Source organism: Fulvivirga lutimaris, assembly GCF_009711525.1.
Taxonomy (GTDB): domain Bacteria; phylum Bacteroidota; class Bacteroidia; order Cytophagales; family Cyclobacteriaceae; genus Fulvivirga; species Fulvivirga lutimaris.
Map to the genome: position 1 here is coordinate 18,267 of NZ_SMLV01000418.1, position 23,965 is coordinate 42,231.

Here is a 23,965-nt window from a genome sequence, read left to right on the forward strand (position 1 = left end):
GCACCTAAGCATTTAGGGACTTCGCATGGTGAAGTCCAAATGCGCTCTTACAGCTTATTGTAGGGCGTTTTTTCACCTTTGAGCAGAACTCCTATTCGATTAAATTGAATGGCACGTTCCATTGAGTCATTCCAGAGTTCAAAGTTACTTTTACCTAGAAGGTCTTTTATTGTAGGAAGAATCTTAGAGACTTCAATAGTTGCAGAATTTGTTCGTTCATGCACAAAGTTAATCTGGTCACTTTGCAAGAAGTTCACTATAAAGTCATCTATTAGATGAATATTAACCTCATCGCCTGTTCCGAAGTGAATCCAGTCTTTTTCCCAAGTCAAAGTTGTTCCGAGGTGTTCGGCAGCTTTATATATTTGTCTAGAATCCATTTGTCGTTAGCCGCCAAGATTAAATGATAGCCATATAGTAAATCCTATTGTAATGACTAAAGAAGTCAATGAACCAAAGAATAACCCCCATCCAAGGTTGGTTGTTGACTTGATTCTTTTTAAGAAGAATCCTCCAATCACACAAGAAATGAAAATCACAATAATCAATGAAAAGCTATCCAACAATTTGAGTGACCAAACTGAAAGTAACTGAAATGAAATTGTGATTAGGTATGTAATTATCTTCATCGACTTATGCCCTACAACATCAGGATAACAGAAGTTCTGTTATATCGCTAATGTTTTTTACTAATATAATCGATTTATTAATTACGCTGCAGCTGCTTCACGGTCAGTGTTGAGCCGTCAGGGCTCCAGCCAGGTTCACCAAATGTGTACATAAAAGCCTCATACAGATTTTTTGACTTCTTGATGTCGCGCCAGATGTTTTTGTACTCGTGTGTCACTATTACAAATGGGTTATAAGATTCTGGATCATGAACCACTCCGTATTCAATCTCAATATTTTCATCCAGCTCTTTCCATGTACCAAATATTTTATCGAAGAGGTTCAGATAACCACCGTGGTTCTTGTCAAGGTATTCTAAATTTTTAGCGTGATGCACCTGGTGTTGCGTGTGTGTGTTTAAGAATTTTTCCAAAAATCCAAGTTTAGGAACAAACTGCGTGTGCAACTGAAACTGCCATAATGCTTCAATACCTAAGCAAACCAAAACCATTTCAGGGTGAAAACCGATGGCAGGCAGCCACATGTAGAATAAAGGTTTGTACAGCAGTGTAAACCATCCGTTACGCAGGCCAGTGCCAAAGTTGAAGTTTTTAGAAGAATGGTGGACGATATGTGCTGCCCACATAAACCTTACGGTATGGTTAAAACGGTGCAGCCAGTAGTAACTAAAATCATCTAAAAACTGACAAATAAGCCATACATACCATGCCCAACCGAAAGACTCATAGCCCATGATGTTGGTTCTCACACCATTCACTTCAGGGTTGAAAATTTCATAAACTACATAAAAGATGGAAGCAGCAGAAATCAACTTTATAGCTGGCCCCAAAAGTACGGAGCCCAGCCCCATGGCTGAGCTGGCTAACAGGTCTTTCCATTGGTACAAATTTTTGTCATGGGAGTGACTGTAGGTAAGTTCTACGATCACCATCACTATAAATAGGGGAACACCCCAAACTAAAGGATTTACAAATTCTAAATTCAAAACGCAGATTAAATTGAGCTAATTATAAAGGATAACAACATAAACCCATTGTGGTTTAAATCACAATTAAAGACTTATTAAAGAATCATCAAAACATGATGCTATAAATTTGATTTAAGAAGTTATTCAAATATATACATAACCATCATTATAAAATGTAGAATGCTACCGGCCATAACAAAAAGATGCCAAATGAAATGAGCCAACCTCATGCGATAGTCAATGATATAAAACACAATGCCTACTGTATAGGCAAAACCACCAGAAGCTAACAGCCAAAAGGCAGGTGCAGGTAGAATTGATTTGACCAATTCAATTTTAAAAACAATAATCCACCCCATGAAAGCATACATCAATGTGGAGATCAAATTGTATTTGCCGGTATAAAATATTTTAAGAGTGATGCCTACGAGGGCCATGCTCCATTGTATGCCAAAGAAAATCCAGCCAATGGCGCCACCAATGCTAATGAGTAGTACGGGAGTATAGGTGCCAGCGATGAGCAGGTAGATGCCACAATGATCTAAAATATTAAAAACATGCTTGGTTTTTGCATGTCTAAGGCCATGATAGATGGTAGAAAAAGTGTAGAGTAACACCAAACTGGACCCATAGAATAGTGCACTAAATAAACTCCATTGTTTGTCACTTTGAGCACCAAACACTATGAGCACGACCAAACCTCCAATTGCGGCAAGTGCGGTAACACCATGCGATAAGGTATTGAACCATTCTTCGAGCTTGGTTTGAGCAGGTTTATTTTGTGGCAATGGTCAATTAGTTTGATCTACTAATCTTCAGGAAGTGCGTCAAATTCTTTTCGCTTGCTATCAAACCAGGCTTGCATTGCATCTGGCGATTTCATGAGCTCTTGCATTTTACCCATGGCTTCTAAATGCGCTTTGTCTTTTTTATTCAACATATCCATGCCATGCTGTTTACTGAGCTCAGCCATTTCCTCAAAGGTGCCAGCCTGAAATTTAATATCGCAGGCTCCTCCAAGTTGTTTGCAAGTCATTGTTTTCATGATTGATAAAATCTGGTGAGATAATAAAGGTAGCGAAAATTAAAGTTAACGATACGGTTATCCTGCCAGCACTTTGCTTTTCAGAAAGTATGAGCCGGACGATGATTAACTATTCGTTGATTATCTTATTAAGAACTTGTGCTAGCAGTGAGTTAAACTCTTGAGGGTTCTCTATCATGGGATAATGACCAGCAGAGTCAATTTCGAATAGCTCGCATTTGACACCTGCATTTATCATCGGATCTAAGTTGGTAGGAGATGTATTACTGTTTATCAAATAAAGTTTTTGGTTCAGTTTTTCCAATTTGCTCATTTCATCAAATGAGTAATCAAATAAATTTTTCAGACTGGCAATGGCCACAATTGAATCTGCGGACTGGAAATCAGCGATAACCCTGGCTCTTACCAAACTGTCTGTACTATTTGAGAATAAATTACTTTCAGCGAATGCTTTAGAAATCTCCTTATAGTTGCTCTCCAGCAACGCGAAGAATTCATTAATACCTTCTTGCATTTCCTCAGACATTTCATGCCCCATGTCTTTAAAATTATCAATGCCAATAAGGGCAATCACATTCTTATTATACAGGGCAGTTTCAAGTATAATTTCACCGCCCATTGAATGTCCAATAAGCACAACATTCTTTAATTGGAGTTGCTCAATTAGAGCATTTACATCTGATGCATAGGCTTCTATACTCCAATCATTTCTTGTCGTATCTGTTCCATTAAACCCTGGTAAATTAAGGGTGATGATTTTGTAATCTGATTTTAAAGCATCTACCTGGTGAGTCCAGTAACTATCATTTATGCACCAGCCATGAATGAAAATCAGGGTGTAATTTCCATCTCCTGATTCCTTGTAATCAATAGGTATTCCTTTGTTTTCAACAGCGATGTGAGTTGTGATGGATGATACTTCTTTTTCTTTATTTCCAGTGCATGCAATGGAAATCATGACGAGAATCCCAAAAGCCAGTTTAATCGAATTATTCATAGTATTGTTTTTTTTACAAGTTCTGATCTCTTGTAAAAGATATGATTCGATGTTCAATTGCAAGATATTCAATTGAATAACGATAACCGATTTTGACGCTAGTTATTGTTTATTCGGATGGAAATTAAGGAATAAATATGTTAAGAAACGAAGACGACAGGGTTACTTAGCAAGTGCTTTTTCAATAGCCTCAAGCACTAAAGGTTCCATCACCTTATAACCTTCTGCGTTAGGGTGTACGCCATCATAAGTATATTCATCTTTCAGGCCATTGCGCTCATCAACCATTGAAGAGAAGTAATCCAGATAGATAATTTCATTATTATCTGCATACTTCTTAATCATTTTATTAAGATTGATAATCTTTCCTGATGGTTCTAGTCCTGGTTTCCAAGAGAAGTCAAATGCAGGTAATACAGAGCTTAATATCACTTTTATATCATTGGCTTTGGCCAGCTCGGCCATTGAAATAATGTTGTCCATGATCATTTCCAGGGTAGATGGGCCAGTGTTTCCGGCAATATCATTTACACCTGCAAGTATTACTACAACCTTAGGTGTTAGTGCGATAACATCTGGACGAAACCGAACCAGCATTTGTGGGGTAGTTTGTCCTCCAATGCCTCGGTTAACAAAGGACTGGTTTTCGAAGAATTCAGGCCTAAAGCTTTTCCAACCCTCGGTGATAGAATTGCCCATAAAAACAACCCTGCTTTCATCTTTGGTAGGTAGTCCAATACTGTCATTTTCCATTTGAAATCGTGCTGTGTTTGCCCAATCCTGAGCGTGAGAAAGTTGCATAGAGCAGATTAATATACAAAGGATGAGAAATTTCATAAAATAGTTAAAGTCCTAAAGATAAGCTAAACATGAAAGTTCTTGAAGGAGCATAATTGCTAACATGGTCAATACCTGGTGTTAAAACGTCCTTGCTAACTGAAAAGGTTGCAGATGAGAGACCACTTACAAGAATGGGTTCTGGGTTATTTCCTGTATAACTGGTAATGGTAAATGCATTTTGGACAGTCATATTAACCTTTAAAGACTTCATCCAGGAGCTGGTTTTCAGTGGTAGTGAATATGATAATGAAATATTATCCAGCTGAAGAAAATCTGCTTTTTCAACATAAAGAGAACTAAACTGAGAGGAGGTTAGACCATCTACAGCTTTATCTGTTACTACCCTGTTGTAAGAATTTACTGCTCCCAGATCGAGTGGTTCAAATCCGAGTCTCGCTCTATTGACCAAACTATGACCAAATGCCCCTCTAAAAAACATATTGAGTTCCCAATTTCTATATCTAATTTGATTGCTCCAGCCTAGCTCCCAGGAAGGTATGCCATTTCCTAAAGAAGTGAAGTCTGTATTTGGATCCAAAGCGGTACCATTATCTATTAACAACTGACCATCTCCATTAGTATCCCTGAAAATTGCATATCCGTTGGCATCTACACCATCAAACACGGGACCCCAGATTTCTCCTATTTTTTCACCTTTGGCTATTCTAATGAGTTGAGAATTTCCAGAACCGGCAATTCCAGGAGTACCTCTTACCTCCTGATCTACATCAAAGCCATCAAGTAGCGTGCGGCTGGTACTTAAAACAATTGACGGTTGCCATGTTATGTTATTAGAATTACCTAAATAGTAGCTCAGCATTAGCTCCATACCTCTGCTTTTTAATCCGCCAATATTATCATAACGTTCACCCGTAGAGAAATCATTTGGGTCAATTCTAACCAAATTGATTATATCACTGGTTGTACGCTGATAAAGGTCTAGTGTAGCTATAAATGGCCCTGCGTTGACATCAATACCCAGATTCAACTCTTTCTTTTGTTCCCATTTTAGGTCAGGGTTAGCGTCATGAGCCATTCTGACAGTTCCTCCATTCTGAAATGAGTAATCGAATCTTTGATTAGCCAAGCCATATTGCGATGGAATAGATCCCGTAACTCCATACCCCAATCTCATATTGAGTAGTGATAAATTCAAACTCTTCAAATAATGTAGAAGATTGAGGTTAATACCTGCTGACGGGAATAATCCACTTTGCTTATTCTCTCCGAGTTTGTTCGATTGGTCTCTTCTCAAAGAGACATTGAAAGTGGCTATATCATCCAGACTTAAGGTGGTTCTCAAGAAAATACCTTTTATAGTATTAATAGGGGATGTTGTACTGGATATATCAATAAGGTATTCTTCTCCTGTAAGTATATCAGCTGAGTAACCGATGGCATTATAACCAAGCTCATCACTGGGGAAGTCTCCTAGTTCAGCCCCAAAACTTTCAAAACGATCTTCCTGGTAAGAGTAACCGGCTACCACATTAAGTGTAAGATCAATGAAGTGTTTGTAATACGTCAGATAACTCTCGCCTAATGTAAAACTTTGGTCATCAGTGTAACGCTGTGCAAGACCACCTCTATTATAACCTTCATATAGGGAGTTTCTGGAATAATATTTACCATTGAAATTACTTTCAAATTGTTGAGCAACACTCACAGTTGCTGTTAGACCATCCAAAATATCAAAGTCGATTTTAGCGCCAAAATTGGTATTCCTTCTTCTACCCAGATTTACATTTTGCTTGAGTATGGCAACGGGATTGAAGTTGTCAAATAAGATGGGCTGATAATAATCACCACTCGGGAAAGTTATGGGAGCGGATGGTGAGAATACATTAGCAAACCGAAATGCATCAGGAAATGAGAAATTACTTTTTCTGTTCGTTACTGCGATATTGAAATCAAATCTGAGCCTGTCATCGATGGCTCTGTGTCTAAGGTTGACTCGTGTATTTATCTGATTAAAACCAGAATTTAAAAGAATGCCCTCAACTTGCCGAATATGTGTAGATGCTCTGAAGGAAGAGGATTCAGATGCTCCTGAAATGGTCACATGATGCCCAGTTGATATGCCTGTTCGGGTTATTTCATCCTGCCAGTCTGTGGATGATCCCAGGTCGTTGGCTCCCGCTGCTATGTGCTCACTGGCAGTCATCACGGGTTGTTTTTTTGATATTACTGATGCAGCTACTTCGCTATTGGCTGACACCGAAATTTTCCTTCCATAGATGGCTTGTTTTGTGGTTATGATTATGACCCCTTGAGACCCACGCATACCATAAATAGCTGTTGCTGAGCCATCTTTCAATACATTGATAGATTCAATATCCTGAGGATCGAGGTTATGCAAGGTAGCCATGGGTACACCATCAATTACAATTAGAGGGGCTGCTTCTTCATCGAAAGTAGTCAGCCCCCTGATGCGCATCACACTTTCCTCATGAGGGTTGTCTCCTCTTTTATAAATGGACAGGCCAGCAACTTTACCTTGCCAAAGCTCAGTAGGTTCATAAATATAACCTTGATTGTAGTTTGAAGATGTGAGGCGAGAAATTCCGTAGGTTAATTCATTATATGATATATTACCATATCCGATATTGATAATAGGCCAATGATCGGATACATCAACTTCTAACTGAATATCGATTAGTACTTTACCATCAACAGGGACTTCAAGCGTTGCATATCCAAGGAAAGAAAGAACTAGCACTGCATCAGGGTCAACACTAATGATATAGTTTCCAACAATGTCAGTAACTGTTCCATTGGTGGTTCCTTTCTCAACGATGTTCACTCCGGGCAGGGCAGATCCATCATCTTCAGCAGTAATATTGCCAGTGACCGTTATTTTCTGTCCAATAACAGAGAATGAAACCAGCATTAATAATGAAATAAGAATGAATGGCTTGTTTAACAATCCTTTTGAATTGAGAGTCATTTGATTTTTTTTACTAGCTCTTTATATTGTTTTATGTAGTTCCGAAGCTTGATATAAAGACCCAACTATTAATCGATTGTCCCTGATTATTCTCGCAGCTGATCAGGATTAGAACGATTGCTAATACCTAAAATAGCAATAATATACTATTTATTTGAACTAATTAAAATTGAATTTTAATAGGGGATATTCAGGACTCTATTTAGCGGACGCTAGTGCTTGGTTGCTTATAAAATATAGTAAGTAGATATTTAATCGAAGATCTTATAATTTATTATCCTCTAGCAGTTTGGCCATTACTTGAAAAACATGATCTTTTAGTTCATTTACCTGATCCATGCTATAATTAGAGCAGTCAATAGCTTCTCCAAACACAACTTTAATTTTCCCAGGCTTGATGCTGATGGTTCCCGGAGGCATTAGCCTGCCGGCATTTAGAACTACCATTGGCATAATTGGGGCACCAGTTTCAATAGCCATTCGGAATGCACCGCTATAGAAAGGTTGTAGTGGCTCTTTACTTCTGTTTTGAGTCCCTTCAGGGAAAATCAAAATAGAGACATTGTCTTTCAATATCCCTTTCAATATTTTAAGACTCCTCTTACGACTTTCCTGACTAGATCTATCAACTACAATAGTTACTACCCGTGCAATCAGCCCAAAGACTGGGATTTTTAGTAATTCTTTTTTTGCTAACGGCCTAAACTGTGTTGGTATGGCCAATACAATCCCTGGTATATCTAAAAATGAAGTATGGTTACTGGTGTAGATATAAGCCTGATCTTTCTTAATATTCTTTTTGCCATAAATTTTATAGGGTATGAAGTTGAGTATACTAAAAATCCTTGCCCAAATTTTGAGCCCATAAAAAGTACCCATACCAATTTTTGTACTTATCAAAATTGGCAGAATTATAAGTGGGAGCAGTAGAAGCATAAATATGCTGAAGACTAGTAACACCCAAACCATGTAAATTTTCAAAAAAACCTTTCTCATCGTATCAATTCAAGCGGCCAAATTACAAAATGCAGTAATAAATTCGTTTCAATCGTTGGTTTTTATGTGTGTGATCTTATTTCTAATTTAGGAGGCAAATCACTCAATATGAGACTAATAGCTACTGTAATTTTTTTGTTAGCTGCGGGGAGCAGTTATGCCCAAATCGGAAAGTTTTTGAAAGACAAGGCTAAGAATCTTGCTTCAGAAAAAAATATTAATAAACTCAAAGGACTGGCGGGTGATAAACTGAATGAGGCAAGAGCCGAGATGGACTCCACCAGTTTTAGTTTCGCGATTTCTGTTAATGATAATGCTGACTTTTTTGATACTGATACGGGCAGCGATAAAGTATTGAAAGCTTTCACCAATCTTCAGACGAATGAGGAATCTACTGAAGAGGAAAAAGCCCGTAGACTGCTTGACGCTGGCGAGTTGGCCTATGCTAAAGGGTATTACAGCAAGGCAGAGGTACTACTGACATCGGCCATGTTAAAATATGAGGTTAATAGTATTACTGGGGTTAATTATTTGACCACCATTTCTGATCTAGGCTTACTTTACGCAACAATGGGCCGATATTCCAAATCCGAAGAATTTAACCTTAAGGCACTTGAGAAACGAAAAGATGAACTGGGGGAGAAGAGTGCAGGTTATGGTGCCTCATTGAATAACCTGGCTGTACTGCAAAAAGAAACTGGGCGTTATAATGAGGCCGAGAAAAATGCGAAGAAGGCAGTGGAAGTGCTTAGAGCTGCTTCTGGTGAAGAGAGTATGCCTTTGGCTATTGCCTTAAACAATGAAGCCATGTTATATCAGGCTGTTGGCAGATATGAGCAAGCTGATGAGAAACTAAAGAATGCAATCGCTATTTCTAGGGAGCTGCAAAGCGAAAAATCTAATAACCATCAAAAGTTCCTATCAAATCAGGCTTTCCTTTATCAGGAAATGGGCAAATATGAGCAATCAGAAGAGATTTATAATGAATTGATGCGCCTAAAGAAAAACAGAATGGGGTCCGGTAGCCCTGATTATGCGCATACCATTAGCAATTTAGCCTCTCTTTATATTGAGATGGATAAAGTGGATAAGGTGGAGGACTTGCTCAAAGAGGCCAGGGACATTTACAAGAAGAAGTTTGGTGATGAGCACAGCTTGTATGCTGGTTCATTAAGTGACCTTGGTAATTTTTATAGATACTCAAAAAGATATGATGAAGCAAAACCACTGCTCAAAGAGTCTGTAGAAATTAAACTCAAGGCTTTGGGTAAGGATCATCCAGAATATGTGCAAGGCAAAGAGGATATGGCCATTGTAGAATGGAAATTGGGAAATATTGCTGAAGCAAAGAAGCTCTATTTAGAAACCCTCAATCAGTCGCTCGATTTTATCAATCAATATTTCCCTCCAATGAGTGAATCTGAAAAGACCAAATACTGGGATAAGTTGAGACCTAGATTTGAGAGGTTTTATTCGTTTGCTTTCGATCAAAATGAAAGCGACAAGTCTTTGGTTAAAGATGCTTACGAGTTTCATATCGCGACTAAGGGTTTGTTGCTTAATTCTACTAACAAGATTAAAAGCAAGATATTGAATAGTGGAGATAAGTCTTTGATAGATGAATACCTATTATGGATAGATCAAAAGCAGACACTAGCACAGTACTATGCTTATTCTAAAGAAGAGCTTGAGGAGCAAAATATTAACAGAGATTCTCTGGAATCTGCAACCAATCAATCCGAAAAAAGACTTTCTGAGAAATCAGATCTTTTTACTGAAGGCTATCAGCTGAAGCAGGTAACTTTTGAAGATGTAAAATCCAATATAAAAGATGGACAGGGAGCAATAGAGTTTGTAAGGTATCGACATTTTGATAATACATGGACTGATGAAGTACATTATGCAGCGCTGGTGCTGTCTAGCACAGCATCTGTGCCGGATGTCGCCATTTTGAAAAATGGAGCACACCTAGAAACGCGCTATTTCAAGTATTATAACAATGTCATTCATCAGAAATTAGAAGACACCTATTCTTACGATCAATATTGGGCAGCCATATCACCATTGGTCAGTGGTAAGCGCACGCTTTTCGTTTCAACTGATGGTATTTACAATCAGATAAATCTGAATACATTAACAAAAGATGGGAAATCATTATTGGAACAATATGATATTCAATACTTGGGCAGCAGTAAAAACTTGGGTGCTACCAGCAATGCTGCTTCTACAAAAAACTCTTTTCTAATTGGAAATCCGACCTTTGGAGGCTCTGAAATAGCAGCACTTCCTGGTACCAAAAGTGAGTTATTAGCGGTGTCAAAGCTGATGAATTCCAATGGCTATAAGATCAATCAATATTTAGCAGCTGAAGCTACAGAAGCAAATATTAAGAAAGTTGACAATCCAACTATTCTGCATATTGCAACGCACGGCTACTTTTTGCAAGATGTTGACGGTAACAAGGAGAAGGTCTTTGGTGTAAGTGCTGAGAGTGCTAAAAACAATCCATTACTTAGATCTGGGCTATTACTTGCCAATGCCGGAACGGTAGCAGATCAAATGGCTTCGTTGAATGATAGCAATAATGGAGTGCTCACTGCTTATGAAGCGACCAACTTGAAGCTTGATAATACTGACCTGGTGGTGTTGAGCGCCTGCGAAACAGCTGTTGGAGATGTGAAGGCAGGAGAAGGTGTTTACGGTCTTCAGCGTGCTTTCCTAAGTGCAGGAGCTAAATCATTACTAATGAGCTTATGGAAGGTGAGTGATGAAGCTACTCAGGAATTGATGACAAAATTCTATGCTAATTGGTTGAAGTCTGGCAATCGACAAAAAGCATTTAAGCAGGCACAGCTATCTTTAAAATCCAAGTACAAAGACCCGTATTTCTGGGGTGCATTCGTGCTGGTTGAGAACTGAAGGAATTATTCAATAGATGAAGGTGAATGAAATTAAAATTACATTGAAGAAATTGATGTTGTTATAATGCAATTGATATTGACAATCGATTGCGCAACATGTAGATTAGATTAATTAATTTAATTATTCACTCTTTGCTTGCAAACCTCCCTGGTTAATAACTGGGGAGGTTTTTTTAATTATCCTCTTTGAGGTCTAGGGCAGTGAAATCTGTAAAGCACTGCTGGATAACTACTGTAAGCTCATACTCTGACGCACGGCTAATAAAAGAATCTTCAATCTTACAGAATTTCATAAAATCCTCAACTTTATCTTCAGGAATGCCAGTGACCTTCATTACAATGGTCTCATTATACTTAGCACGGATTACCTTCTGAAAGTCATAGTCTGAAGAAACTTCAATAAGCTTCTTTTGTTCTTTGTGCTCTTTACTAAACAGATTGCCAATAGCAGTTAATGGGCCACCAATAGCAAGTCCGCCATTCTCGGCACTTCTATAAATTTTAACTCCCGGTATCTTTAATCCAGGTTTTTCATCTTGAAGTGGCACTTTAGCATCAATAAGTGCTCTTTTTAAGGCATGTTCATCCTTAAAAGCAAATACTTTAACAGTTTCAAGTTCGAGTGTAGAGTGCCTTAATTCTATAGTAACAATTAACTTATCTGTAGTAACATTTTCTTTTAGTGTGAAGTGATATTTCTCAAAACCAATGGCAGAAAACATAAGCGTATCTTCCTTGGCCATATTAATCCAGAATCTACCTTCTGTATTACTTACAAAACCTTGATTTGTCCTAAGATTAACAACATGGACATAAGGCACAGCTTCGTTAGTTTCAGGGTCTAAAATCTCTCCAATAATTTCAATTGGCTTATTTTGGGCAAAAAGAGTCAGTGAGAGACCTAATAGTAGGGTAGAGAACAAGTACTTCATTAATTCAAAGATACGTATCTGTAACACTAAAGGATACATTTTTCATGAATTCAAGAATTTTTAACTATACCTCAAGATTTTTATATCTTTACTTTTCAAAACCAACATTTATGAAGCACATATCAGTACTTTTCTCTCTTGTCTTTAGTTGTACAGTTTTATTGGCTCAGGAATATAGCCAGCGATATGAATTGGTTAATCTTGGTAGAGATGTGAATACCGCCTACCATGAAGGAGCACCTGTTGTTTCGGCCGATGGTAAGACACTGTATTTCTTTGTTCATAATCACCCAGAAAATACTTACGGAAAAGAAGGTAGCCAGGATATCTGGTTCTCAGAGCTTGGAGAAAATGGTAAGTGGGGTAAGGCGCAACACTTAGGTAAGCCACTTAATGATCATAAGGCAAATCAGGTGTTCACTGTTATGCCAGACAATCAAACACTATTCATTCGAGGTGGATCAGGTAGAAATAATGTTGGCTTTTCATTTACCCATAAAGAGGGAGACGGCTGGAGTAAACCAGATGATATAGATGTTGAGGATTTTAAAAAGATGCAGCAGGGCAAGTTCTATGGAGCAACTATGTCTACCGATGCGAAATTTATGATACTTTATTTTAGTGAAAAGGAAAATAGTGAGTTCAATGATCTTTACTTAAGCAAGAATTTAGGGGATAACAAATGGTCAAGACCGGTTAAACTGGGAAATAATTTAAATACATCAAGAGATGAGTTTGCACCTTTTCTGGCTCCAGATGATAAGACACTTTACTTTTCTAGTACGAGAAAGGACATGGGGATAGGTTATTCAGATATTTATAAGTCAGTTCGACTAGATGACACCTGGATGAAATGGTCTGACCCTGTGAATGTTGGACGACCATTAAATACAAGAGCCTATGACGCTTATATGTCAGTAGATAACCATAACAATGTATTTACCACCCAGTCGGGAAATACAATTGACGGAGGAAATCTTGATATTTTTTGGCTTCAGCTTAAAGACATTCATATCAACCTAAAAGGGGTTGTAGTAGATCAGAAGACTGGTCTTGGCATACCGGACGCACAGATAACTTTGACAAAAAATGGTGAAATAATAGACACATTAAAGGCGTCACCAGAGGCAAATTACGCGATGGTATTGTTGGAAGGGAATGGTGATTTTGTTTTAAATGCTACTGCTCCAGAATATCAATCTGGAATTACAGAATTTACTTTAGGTGAGGTAGTGCATGATACAACGGTTATTAAGGATATCAACATGATTCCGCTAAAGAAAAAGGTGATGATGAGCGGAATTGTATATGATGAAAAGACAAATGAACCACTGACGGCCAAGCTTAATATTACACTTGATGGAGATGAGTTAAATAAGGAATTGATTTCTTCAGATGTTGGCTATTATCAAATGGAACTTCCTAAAACCGGGTGGTATAAAATCGCGGCTAAAGCAGAGGGCTACCTTAATGGAAATGATAGTATTGAGCATATTAGTGAGGATAAGATATCTTATACAAAAGATATCTACCTTAAACCTATTGAGATAGGAACAACCGTAAGACTCAATAATATCTTTTTTGATTTTGATAAAACAACATTAAAGTCAGAATCCTTCGTTGAACTCGACAAGGTGGTTGACTTTTTAACCAGTAATTCATCGCTTGAAATTGAAATTGCTGGACATACAGATAGTAAAGGTTCAGATGATTATAACCTTAACCTTTCTCAAGGTAGAGCTCAGGCCGTTGTTGATTACCTGATAGAACATGGAGTGGACAGCTACAGGTTGGTGGCCAAAGGTTATGGCGAGACCGTGCCATTAGAATCTAATGATACTGATGAAGGTAGGGCGTTTAATAGAAGGGTAGAGTTTACAGTACTAAAGAAATAATTTAAACTGATTTTAATCATGTGCTAGCATAGTTGTGATAGTTAGATTTGGTAAATAAAATTTGAAACTAAATTTGATTATTATGAAAGCAAATATGGGAAATGCAGACAGAATCATCAGAATTGTCCTTGCAGTCGTAGTTAGTTATCTGTATTATGTTGGTATTTTGAGCGGAACAGGGGCTATTATTTTGGGCGCACTTGCTATTATTTTTTTGGCAACCAGTTTTGTGAGCTTTTGCCCACTTTATCGACCTTTTGGAATCAGCACTAAAAAGAAATCTTAATCCTCAATTCTGACATCGTAAATCACAAACTCAGGTTTGATTCTGCGTGTAGATGTTTTGTTGAAAAACTCCAGTTTTCCAACCATTAGTGTATTTGTACAGCATCGGCTATCACTACTAAAAGTATAGCCCACACCTACAGTATCTATAAATATATTATTGTATCTGAGAAGTAATGTGTCAGGGTTGTCAAACTCTGTAGATATTGACATAAGATTAACTACATGAAAAGTATCCTCTTCTGTTTCCTTTCTCGAAACATCGTAAGTATTTCCGAACAGATCAACCATCTCAATTAATGCTGGATCTTCATTAACCTCCTGTCTTAGAGTATCAACAAACCTAAAACGAGCAGATAAGTCACTCTGGCATTCATCACATTTAGAGCAAGCCATTACTCCAAAAACCAATATCAAGACAACAACGAATGTGTATTTTCCTAGTTTCATGGTATGCTTACTTCCTTTCGCTGCTTATCATTACATGAGCGAATTTAAGGAAACAATTTTATTATTTAAATATTCCTATAAAGCATGAAGGTCAACCGATCGGTTGACCTTCAGTGTATTAGTTCTCAATATGATTATTTAGTAACCATAACCCTAATGGTGCCAATCTCTTTACCTTGCTGATTTATTCTTAGAAGGTAAGTGCCATTCTGATATTGGTTAACTGGTAATGTCAGTTCCCCCGACTTATTTATTTGATCTGCAGTGTAGCTTCCTTGGTAGACTGACTCACCCGTTACAGAGATCAGGTCAATTTCTACATTGCCTGTGACATTAAAGTCTTGATTAAACGCTATGGTAATTTTTTCAACGGTTGGGTTAGGATATACATTAACCGCTCTAATTAAGTCCTTTAAAATGCCTGTTGTGGAAAGAATAGTAACTGATATTTTACCTTCATCTACTAAGGCTTCCATACTATAATTATTGTTCTTGGTTTCTTCTATTACAAAATCAACATTGGTTAGTGTATCCATTGGGAATCCCGGATATTGAATATTTATTCTATAATTATCAGCAGGAAGATTTTCAAAGTAAAATTCTCCGTTATCATTAGTGAATACATATTGTACAAGGTCATAAACTATTTCTTCACTTCTGCTGCTTCTCCTAGCCCTTCTTACAGAAACTCCTGCCTTTTTAACTCTTCCTCTAGCTTCAATTCTTCCTCCGGAGTCTGTGTTATCTAGCTCTTCTTCAAGAATACCAGCAACAACACCAGGGCCAGTTTCTACTTTTGGCTCTTCAAGTAATGTGATATTAAAAGTAGGGTTAGTTGCTTCAATAAGCAGAGTGTCAGCTTCTTCCCATAGGTCCGTACCCTCAAAATATGTAGGAAGTTCACCAGGAAAATTATCTGCATTAGGTTTTCCTAAGGCAAGATAGTCTCCAATCACAATATTGGGGAAATTAAAATTACCTTGATTGTCCAAATCAACCTCCAAAGTATCAAAAGCTGTGGCTTCCTGATTTATTTCAAAAAGCAAAACCTTTCCATTTGTAACGGGAGTGCCTGTTGAGGTGAAAATTTTTCCGGTAGCTGTTGTAGTTTCTGCTGTAAATGAAATGGTTTGAGGTACGCCTCTTACACCATTTGCATCTTTAGGCCATATCATCATTGTTACAGCTGCTCCTGGTGTTATTTTTCCAAGTTTAGGTCTGAATAATACATTAACAGGATTTCCAGCCACCAATCTTCTCACCTTTCCACGCTGCTTAACAACTCCATTTTCACCTAATCTATAATTTAGATAAGTAATATCAGTATCCGATTCATTTTTAGCTTCTACATTGACTCTTATTCTACCTATGTCATTTAAGCTATAAATATGAGGGATAGGTGCAAGGCCAGATAATACATAAGGATCAGTGCCTGAGAATGCCCCAGCATTTTCAGTTGATTGAAAATCATTATCAATTGATAATGTGCCACTATTATTATCAAAATTTGCAGAGGCGAAATCTATTGTACCATTATTTGTATTTTGGGTAGCCTGATAGTCATTGATAATGTTATTATTGAGTACAGCGCTTTCAATGCTATCAGTAAAAACACCAATGGTATTTCTATCAAAAATTATATTTGCCATTACATTTCTTGCTACTGTTGCCTTTGCGAAAAGTGTAGTTACTGTATCTATAATATTATTAGATATGTTAAAATCAATATATGAGCGGCTAGTGCCCAGCACTGGTGTAGAAGCAAAATCAAAAACATTAATATAGTTCTTACTTATTGTATGCCCCCTATTATCATCATTTATGCTTAAGCTGTTTATTCTATTATGACTGAGTGTAACGTTTGTTAACGTATCATTTATGAATGAAGCCTGATTATTCATAATAACAGAATTTATATCTAAACCACTTACAACACTACCCTCTGCACCTTTTTTGAATAAAAGCTGATTAACATATGCTGTATCTAACGAAGCTTGTGTCTCTTGATTTTGACCTAAAAAGTAGCCAGGGCCATAAATAACTCTGGGCTTTTCTAAAAGTTTTCCTCCCACATTATAAGGAATTTGAGAGCCCATAACGTAGAGTGTGTCACCTTCATTAGTCCCATAAACTGCTGCATAAAGTGTTTTAAAATCGGCAACTGACCCAGGACTATTATCTACAGTCCATGATTTATCAATATCTCTGAATGCAATATTATAAAAAGGGGTTCTTAATGTAAGGTCTGGCACACCAGGATTAGTAACATAGGCAAAGTATCCACCAAGATCACTTATTTGAGCCCCAATAATAGTATAATCTCTTGTTGTGGCAATTGAGTCTGTGGCATTTCTTACCCACTGATAAACATTGCCCGCTGCTAAATAATCATTTACAAGTGGAAAGTCACCGCCTACATCAACTTCTTGATAGAGGTTGTCTCCTCGAACATTTTGTGGGTCATAATAAAACTCAGGAATACCGAGGTTAGGTATAATCGCATCAAAATCTAGAAGGTTGTAATTTACTTCGAAGTAAGTAACGGGTAAATTGGAAATATCTGGGAAAGATGTAAACTGATTACCGGCTATTGATCCTCCTTGGAGAGAAGACAATGAGCTTATGTCAGGAAATTCACCCGATAGGTTATTATTAAATAACCACAAACCTGTTAAGCTAGTAAGGTTGTTTATCTCATTGGTAATAGAGCCTGTAAAATTATGACCGCCTACATCAAGCACAGATAGGTTTGTCAAACTATAAAAATCCGTAGGGAAAGCACCTCCAATTGGCACTGTGCCTGATATGCCAATAATTGCCAGATTAGTTAAGCTCGAAAGATTAGCAGGAAGTGTCACTACTAAACCTGAATTATAATCTACCTGAATTGTGGTTATATTTGGTAGTTGCCAAATATCATCTGATAGTGACCCGGTAATACTGTTACTTCTGAGGTTAAGAACTTCAAGACTGGATATATTTGATATTTCATTTGGTATTTCACCGCTGAGATTATTCTCAGATAAATCTAATACAACGAGGTTTGATAAATTGCCTAAGCCTACAGGGATACTCCCTGTTAGCCCTGCGTTACTCAGTTGAATATTGGTTAATAAAGGCATTGAGACGATTTCTGCAGGTATGTCTCCATTAATTGGATTGCTGTTGAATTCAAAGTAGGTGGCTGATGTAAGGTTTGCTATTGATGCAGGCAATGGTCCAGTTATTTGATTATTGTTGAAGGCAAGCCCTTCCAATGCCGTTAGGTTTCCAATTTCTGCAGGTAAAGTACCTGAGAAATTGTTATCAGCAGGATAGAACCTGAAAAGACTTGTCATATCACCTATCGTGCTTGGTATACTGCCTGACATTTGATTACCCCATATTGCAAATTCAGTTAGGTTGGTCAAGTTGCCGATGCTAGTTGGTAGCGTTCCACTTATGCTATTGCCTCCTAGTTCAAGAAGTGTCAACTCGCTTAAATTAGTTATTGATGGTGCGAAGGTTCCATTTAAGTTATTGCTATTTAACCTTAAAGCAGTTACTCTGTTTCCGACAACTGCTACATTACTCCAAGTACTAACATCCCCCACTAACCAATTTGTTTTATCATTCCAATTATCACCATCGGTTTTATTATATAGGTCAACTAATGCCAATGAGTCACTTTCTAATGTTGATCCGTCAAGTAAGGTTATTTCTTCAGAAAACTTAGAGCACCCATTGCTATTTGTTACTTCTAATGAGTAGAAACCATTAAGCCCTGCTGAATAGGTTGTATTAACTTCATCAGGAATTGCAACGCCATTGAAATACCATTGATAGGTATAGAGTCCACCACCCGGATCGAATGCCGTAAGAGTTTCTGTAGGATTTAGTATTCCATCTTCTAAAGTAATATGCGCAAACGGCACTGGTCTATTAGGTACCCATTGTGCAGCTAAAATATTTGTCCCACTATTACTATTAAGACTAGCAGAAATATAGGTGTCTGAAGATTCAATATAAGTAGCTGAATATCCAAAATTACTCTCTTGACTAACAGCTTCTGCAGCTATAGGTTCTATAGTGCCATCAGTTAATAAACCAATTACATAATGACCATTTGTAGGAGGAAGATCTAGATTTATATTTCCATATTGTGGAGCATCAGTAGCCAATTGTCCACCTACAAAAATGGCCGATAAGTTATTGCTGTAAACTATACTGGAGGCAAATTCATCTGCTGTGCTTAAACCACCAAATTGTTTGGCCCATCGCAATGTGCCACCAGGATCAAGGCTACCTATCAACATATCAGTTTCACCACCACTTGTAATTGTAGTCCCCTGAATGTCAAGGTTATTGTTAAAGTTACCAGCAAAGTAAATGTTATCTAATGGGTCGACAGCAAGGTCATAAATATTCTCAAATGCCTCTGGTTCAACTGCAATATTTTGCATTCCTACCAGCCATTGAGCAGATCCATCCGTATTATTTAATTTGGCTACATAAGGATTTATTTTATCATCTGCAGCAGAAAAGGTTTGAGCACCGAATGTGATAGTTCTTGTATAGTGACCACCAATGATAATGCTACCCACATTATCAACTTCTAGCGTCCATGCTCTTCCACGTCCATTTGATCCTGTTGATTGTACTGCCCAACGGTCAGTGCCATCCACTTCATCTACAGCTATTACAAAGGTTTCTGATAATCCTGAGGTGGTTGTTAAAACTGTTCCTCCAATATCCATGGTGCCCGAAAATGCTCCAGCAATAACGAGTTTTCCTGTTCCATCTAAGGCAGCAGAGTATGGGTTAACCTGTGCTTCAAAGGGTAGGTTAGAAGAACCTACATTAACTGAATAGGAATTTGACCAACCGGGAGTTCCATTTAAAGCATTAAAACTTTCTATTCTAAAACTATTTGTTGAAGTGTCAAATTCGTTAGATGTTGCAGATACATATACTGTTGATGTAGAAGCCGCTAAAGCTGGATTCGTTGTGAAAAATGTATTAGTGGCATTTAATTGAGTAGACCATAGCAATGTTCCACTTAAATCATGTGCCATAAGAATCAGACCTCTCTCAAACCCAGTATTAGGTTGGGTGTATGTGGTGCCACCAATGGTAGCCATTTCTGCAAATCCTGCAAGAGAAAAAATTTGTGTGCCGTTAGAAACAACCTCCCAAACTGAGATATTTTCATCCTCCAGAATATTAATGTCTCCCGGACAAGTCTGAGCAAAAGATATAGTTGAAACAAGAAAAAGAAAGAGAGTGGTTAAGATTCGATTCATATTAAAGCCTGATTAAATAAACCTACAAATTAAGGGTATCTAAATTGATTTCCTAGTGGCGATGTGATGGGCGGGAAAATATTTTATTAAATACCTTGCAGCGGGTATTTCCCTGAGATTTCTATACGTAAGCGTGGCTTATTGTTACCTATTTCATAGATGAAAGCTTTACATTCCAAGGTAGATAAAAATATTTATACCAAAGTCCACCCTGCATATATTAAAATTAAATATCTGACAATCAATATATTAAATATTTATAATGCCTGATATTTATAAAAGTCGATGCCAATTGATTTTGAGCCTGAAACTTTGAATGATTTGAGCCTACCTATTTTGAGCATTAATCTTAAACGTGAATTACAGAATTAATGAAAAGACTTAAAAATAAGGTAGCAATAATAACTGGAGGCGCCAGAGGGATAGGATTTAGTACTGCAGAAAAATTTCTTAAAGAAGGGGCAACAGTAATTATTTGGGACATAAGTAATACAAGTGGGCAGGAAGCTATTGAAAAATTGAAAAATGATGAAGTAACTTTTTTTCAGGTTGATACCACTAGCTCTGAATCTGTTAACAGTGCCATTCAGACAGTTATTGACAAATTTGGTAGAGTTGATATCCTGATCAATAATGCAGGGATTACTCGTGATGCGACTATTAAGAAAATGTCTCTAAACGAATGGCAGCAGGTGTTAGATGTAAACCTAACTGGAGTTTTTAACTGTACCCAAGCCGTAGTGCCACATATGATAGAGCAGCAGGGCGGTGCGATTATTAATGCATCTTCAGTGGTTGGCCTCTATGGTAATTTTGGTCAAGCCAATTATGCTGCTACTAAATCCGGACTTATAGGTATGACTAAAACATTGGCAAAGGAGCTGGGTAAATATAATATCACGGTCAATACCGTGGCTCCTGGCTTTATCGCTACAGAGATGATCCAGACTATACCTGAAAAGGTAATTGATATGATGGTATCAAAAACCCCATTAGCAAGATTGGGCAAGCCCGAGGATATAGCAAATGCCTATGTGTTCTTATCGTCTGATGAAGCCAGTTTTATAAGTGGAGCAGTATTAAGCGTTGATGGAGCTGTCTCTATTTAAACTCACCTAACCTAAACTTATGCGTAAAGCAATTATAAAATCTACGGGATCCTATGTTCCCGAAAGAATAGTACCGAATAGTTATTTCAATGAAATTTTGAAGGAGGATGTTGATACGTGGTTGAGGGAAAGAGTTAATATCCATGAAAGGAGGTGGTGCAGAGAAGATGAATCAGTTATTGATTTATGTGAAAGAGCGAGCTTAATAGCTATGCAGAGAGCTGACATTCGACCCGAGGAGATTGACTTAATTATAGTAGCAACTGATACACCTGAATATATTTCTCCTTCCACAGCGGCAGTTTTACAGTATAAACTCAATGCCCAAAATGCAGGTACTTTTGATTTGAATACTGCATGCGCTGGTTTTGTTACAGCTTTAGATGTAGCCTCCAAATATATTATGGTAGACGAGAAGTATAATAATATTCTTATAGTTGGTGGCTATGCCATGAGCAAACATCTTAATATAGAGGATAAAAAGACTGTTACTTTATTTGCCGATGGTGCTGGGGCGGTGATTCTTTCAGGAGAAGAGGGTGCTGATAACGGATTTATAGGAAGTGAGTTGAAAACGCGAGGGGAATATAACGGATGGATGGGTATTTATAGTGGGGGAACTAACAGTCCTGTAGATGCCGAGGTACTTTCCAGAAATGATCATAAGTTAAAGTTTGTTCATCGCTTTCCGAGAGAGCTCAATCCTGAGATGTGGACGGAAATGACACTTAAAATGTGTAAAAGGTTTGATATCAAGACTGAAGAGATTGATCAATATTTAGTAACTCAGCTTAACATCAATTCGATTCATGAGACCATGGACAGACTTGGAGTATGTCATGATAAAGCTCATAAGATTATGAAATACTATGGCTATACAGGTTCGGCTTGTATACCAATGGCCCTTGATGATGCAATAGAAAAAGGGAAGATCAAGCGGGGAGATTTATTGTTTTTTATTGGCTCGGGCGGGGGATTAGCATTCGCCTGCGCAGCATTAAGGTATTAATTATGGGTAATATAGCATCAAGCGAACAGATATTTGCTACCTGGGTCCTCATTGTTATATATGCGGCCGTTGTTCTTTATCTCGTCATCAGAGGAGCAAAGAAGACGCAGAACCTGGATGATTATGCACTAGGTACAATTGGTTTTTCTCCTGTGGCCGTAGGTTTAGCTTTGGCCGCTTCAGTAACGAGTGCAGCAACTTTTATTATAAATCCAGGATTTATAGCATTGTATGGTATCAGTGGTGTAATCTCATTCGGTATTGTAATGCCATTGGCCATTTATATCTCACTGATAATCATGACCAAAGGCTTTCGTAAATATGGCGAAACCACCAAAGCATTAACCATGGCGCAATGGATAGGCAAGATGTATGATAGCAAGGCCTTTGCTATCTACTTTGGTTTTTTGTCTTTATTACTAATCACATTTATTGTATTGATATGTGTGGGCGTCACGCAAGTGCTTTCAAAAGCACTCAACGCAGACCCCGTATGGGTGTTAACTGTGGTGGTAGCTTTTGTATTTGGATATATGATGTTTGGTGGTGCCAACTCAATGATATACACCAATGCAATACAGGCTACTATAATGTTGGTGGTAGCATTTATTCTTCTTTTTTCTGGAGTAGAATACTTTGAGAATGGAATTGATGGCTTCTTAGAACAATTGGCAGCTGTTGATGAGTCTTTGGTCAAGACCACCAACCCTTCCAGCTTCTTATTCCGTGATTATTTTGAAATAATTTACTGTCAATTTGTAATTGGAATCGCAATCGTTTGCCAACCTCACATCATCACCAAAAGCTTACTACTAAAGAGCAAAAACGATATTAATAAGTACTTGCTTGTTGGAATAATAGCCTTGAGTGTCTTTTTCTCAGTGGTCTTTGTGGGACTTTACATTAGACTTTATTTCCCTGACTTAACTATTAACGGAACTAAAATGCCTATGGATAGTCTTGTTTCATACTATGTTGTGAGCAAGTTTTCTGTTTACACAGGGCTGCTGGTAATTTTGGGCTTAATTTCGGCAGGACTTTCAACACTTGAAGGGTTGATTCAAACATTGAGTACTACAATTACTTCTGATCTAATGGACCCTATCGTGGGTAAAAGGTTAGGTTTTGATAGTCCGTTTAAAAAAATATTTTTCAATAAAATGGTAATAATACTGCTCGGTGTGGTAAGCTTTTTATTATCGTATCAGCAACTATTAAGTCCTAATTTAAGTGTAGGAATATTTGCTCAGAATGGAGTATATGCTTACTTCTCGGCAGCGTTTATTCCGGTGCTATTCGGTACATTTTTTAGAAATGTCTCTTTTAAATCGGTATTTGCGGCATCTGTTACAGCCATAGTTGTACATTTTAGTGTTTATTATGGTCATATTACAGCATACATGCAAGAGACTATTAATAACCCGGCAATAGCGTCAACAATTGCTATATTGAGCTCGCTGCTTGTAGGGGTGATCATGCATTTTATTGAAGAATTTAGAAAAGTGAAGACGGAAGATGTTTACTAAAGACTGGTTAAGTAAATGGGCGGTTTACAGCCCTGAAAAGATTGCAATTGAAGAATATGAAACCGGAAGAGAAATTTCATATTCAACTCTGAATACAAATGCCCAAAAACTTGCCAACATACTTTTAGAAAAGA

General features: G+C 37.6%; 18 protein-coding genes. 6 read left to right on the plus strand and 12 right to left on the minus strand.

What is annotated here, in order from left to right; translation table 11 throughout:
• Positions 1-47: 47 nt before the first annotated feature.
• The 9 genes from E1140_RS16405 to E1140_RS16445 form a co-directional block, all read right to left on the minus strand.
• Positions 48-380, minus strand: coding sequence for a hypothetical protein (locus E1140_RS16405; RefSeq protein WP_155186350.1), 333 nt, complete (start codon positions 378-380; stop codon positions 48-50).
• Positions 381-386: 6 nt separating this feature from the next.
• Positions 387-629: a hypothetical protein gene (locus tag E1140_RS16410; protein WP_155186353.1), complete on the minus strand. Its 243-nt coding sequence runs from the start codon at positions 627-629 to the stop codon at positions 387-389.
• Between the two features lie 77 nt (positions 630-706).
• Positions 707-1,615, minus strand: coding sequence for a sterol desaturase family protein (locus E1140_RS16415; RefSeq protein WP_246202985.1), 909 nt, complete (start codon positions 1,613-1,615; stop codon positions 707-709).
• Positions 1,616-1,737: 122 nt separating this feature from the next.
• Complete coding sequence (gene trhA / locus E1140_RS16420; RefSeq protein WP_155186356.1) at positions 1,738-2,385, minus strand: PAQR family membrane homeostasis protein TrhA; 648 nt, start codon at positions 2,383-2,385, stop codon at positions 1,738-1,740.
• A 20-nt stretch (positions 2,386-2,405) separates the two neighbouring features.
• Entirely contained in the window at positions 2,406-2,633 is a 228-nt protein-coding gene (locus tag E1140_RS16425; RefSeq protein WP_246202987.1) for a DUF1059 domain-containing protein, read from the minus strand.
• Between the two features lie 118 nt (positions 2,634-2,751).
• On the minus strand, positions 2,752-3,639 hold the full coding sequence (locus tag E1140_RS16430) for an alpha/beta fold hydrolase (RefSeq protein ID WP_155186362.1): 888 nt from the start codon (positions 3,637-3,639) through the stop codon (positions 2,752-2,754).
• A gap of 162 nt (positions 3,640-3,801) precedes the next feature.
• A complete protein-coding gene (locus E1140_RS16435; protein WP_221412711.1) occupies positions 3,802-4,440 on the minus strand; it encodes an SGNH/GDSL hydrolase family protein in 639 nt (212 codons plus the stop codon).
• 43 nt (positions 4,441-4,483) lie between these two features.
• Positions 4,484-7,426 carry a SusC/RagA family TonB-linked outer membrane protein gene (locus E1140_RS16440; RefSeq protein WP_155186368.1) on the minus strand — a complete coding sequence of 981 codons (2,943 nt, stop codon included), beginning with the start codon at positions 7,424-7,426 and terminating at the stop codon, positions 4,484-4,486.
• 264 nt (positions 7,427-7,690) lie between these two features.
• A complete protein-coding gene (locus tag E1140_RS16445; RefSeq protein WP_185153637.1) occupies positions 7,691-8,326 on the minus strand; it encodes a lysophospholipid acyltransferase family protein in 636 nt (211 codons plus the stop codon).
• A 204-nt stretch (positions 8,327-8,530) separates the two neighbouring features.
• Between E1140_RS16445 and E1140_RS16450 the strand changes: the two genes are divergently transcribed.
• Positions 8,531-11,341 (plus strand): CHAT domain-containing protein, encoded by a 2,811-nt coding sequence (locus E1140_RS16450; RefSeq protein ID WP_155186374.1) that lies wholly within the window; start codon positions 8,531-8,533, stop codon positions 11,339-11,341.
• A 175-nt stretch (positions 11,342-11,516) separates the two neighbouring features.
• On the opposite strand, the gene E1140_RS16455 is transcribed toward E1140_RS16450, so the two are convergent.
• Positions 11,517-12,275, minus strand: a complete 759-nt coding sequence (locus E1140_RS16455; RefSeq protein ID WP_185153638.1) for a carboxypeptidase-like regulatory domain-containing protein — start codon at positions 12,273-12,275, stop codon at positions 11,517-11,519.
• 110 nt (positions 12,276-12,385) lie between these two features.
• Between E1140_RS16455 and E1140_RS16460 the strand changes: the two genes are divergently transcribed.
• Together E1140_RS16460 and E1140_RS16465 are read left to right on the plus strand one after the other, a co-directional pair.
• Positions 12,386-14,170: an OmpA family protein gene (locus E1140_RS16460; RefSeq protein WP_185153639.1), complete on the plus strand. Its 1,785-nt coding sequence runs from the start codon at positions 12,386-12,388 to the stop codon at positions 14,168-14,170.
• An 82-nt stretch (positions 14,171-14,252) separates the two neighbouring features.
• Entirely contained in the window at positions 14,253-14,456 is a 204-nt protein-coding gene (locus E1140_RS16465) for a YgaP family membrane protein (RefSeq protein WP_155186383.1), read from the plus strand.
• Here E1140_RS16465 and E1140_RS16470 read toward each other — a convergent pair.
• Positions 14,453-14,905: a hypothetical protein gene (locus tag E1140_RS16470; protein WP_155186386.1), complete on the minus strand. Its 453-nt coding sequence runs from the start codon at positions 14,903-14,905 to the stop codon at positions 14,453-14,455. The two genes, E1140_RS16465 and E1140_RS16470, sit on opposite strands and share 4 nt — an antisense overlap.
• A 134-nt stretch (positions 14,906-15,039) precedes the next feature.
• Entirely contained in the window at positions 15,040-20,187 is a 5,148-nt protein-coding gene (locus tag E1140_RS16475; RefSeq protein ID WP_155186389.1) for a T9SS type A sorting domain-containing protein, read from the minus strand.
• Between the two features lie 371 nt (positions 20,188-20,558).
• Here E1140_RS16475 and fabG point away from each other — a divergent pair, with 371 nt between their 5' ends.
• Genes fabG through E1140_RS16490 form a run of 3 tightly spaced genes read left to right on the plus strand, consistent with a single transcriptional unit; the run spans position 20,559 to position 23,831 of the window.
• Positions 20,559-21,296 carry a 3-oxoacyl-ACP reductase FabG gene (gene fabG / locus E1140_RS16480; protein ID WP_155186392.1) on the plus strand — a complete coding sequence of 246 codons (738 nt, stop codon included), beginning with the start codon at positions 20,559-20,561 and terminating at the stop codon, positions 21,294-21,296.
• 19 nt (positions 21,297-21,315) lie between these two features.
• Complete coding sequence (locus E1140_RS16485) at positions 21,316-22,305, plus strand: 3-oxoacyl-ACP synthase III family protein (protein WP_155186395.1); 990 nt, start codon at positions 21,316-21,318, stop codon at positions 22,303-22,305.
• Positions 22,306-22,307: 2 nt separating this feature from the next.
• A complete protein-coding gene (locus E1140_RS16490; RefSeq protein ID WP_155186398.1) occupies positions 22,308-23,831 on the plus strand; it encodes a sodium/pantothenate symporter in 1,524 nt (507 codons plus the stop codon).
• Positions 23,832-23,965 lie beyond the last annotated feature (134 nt).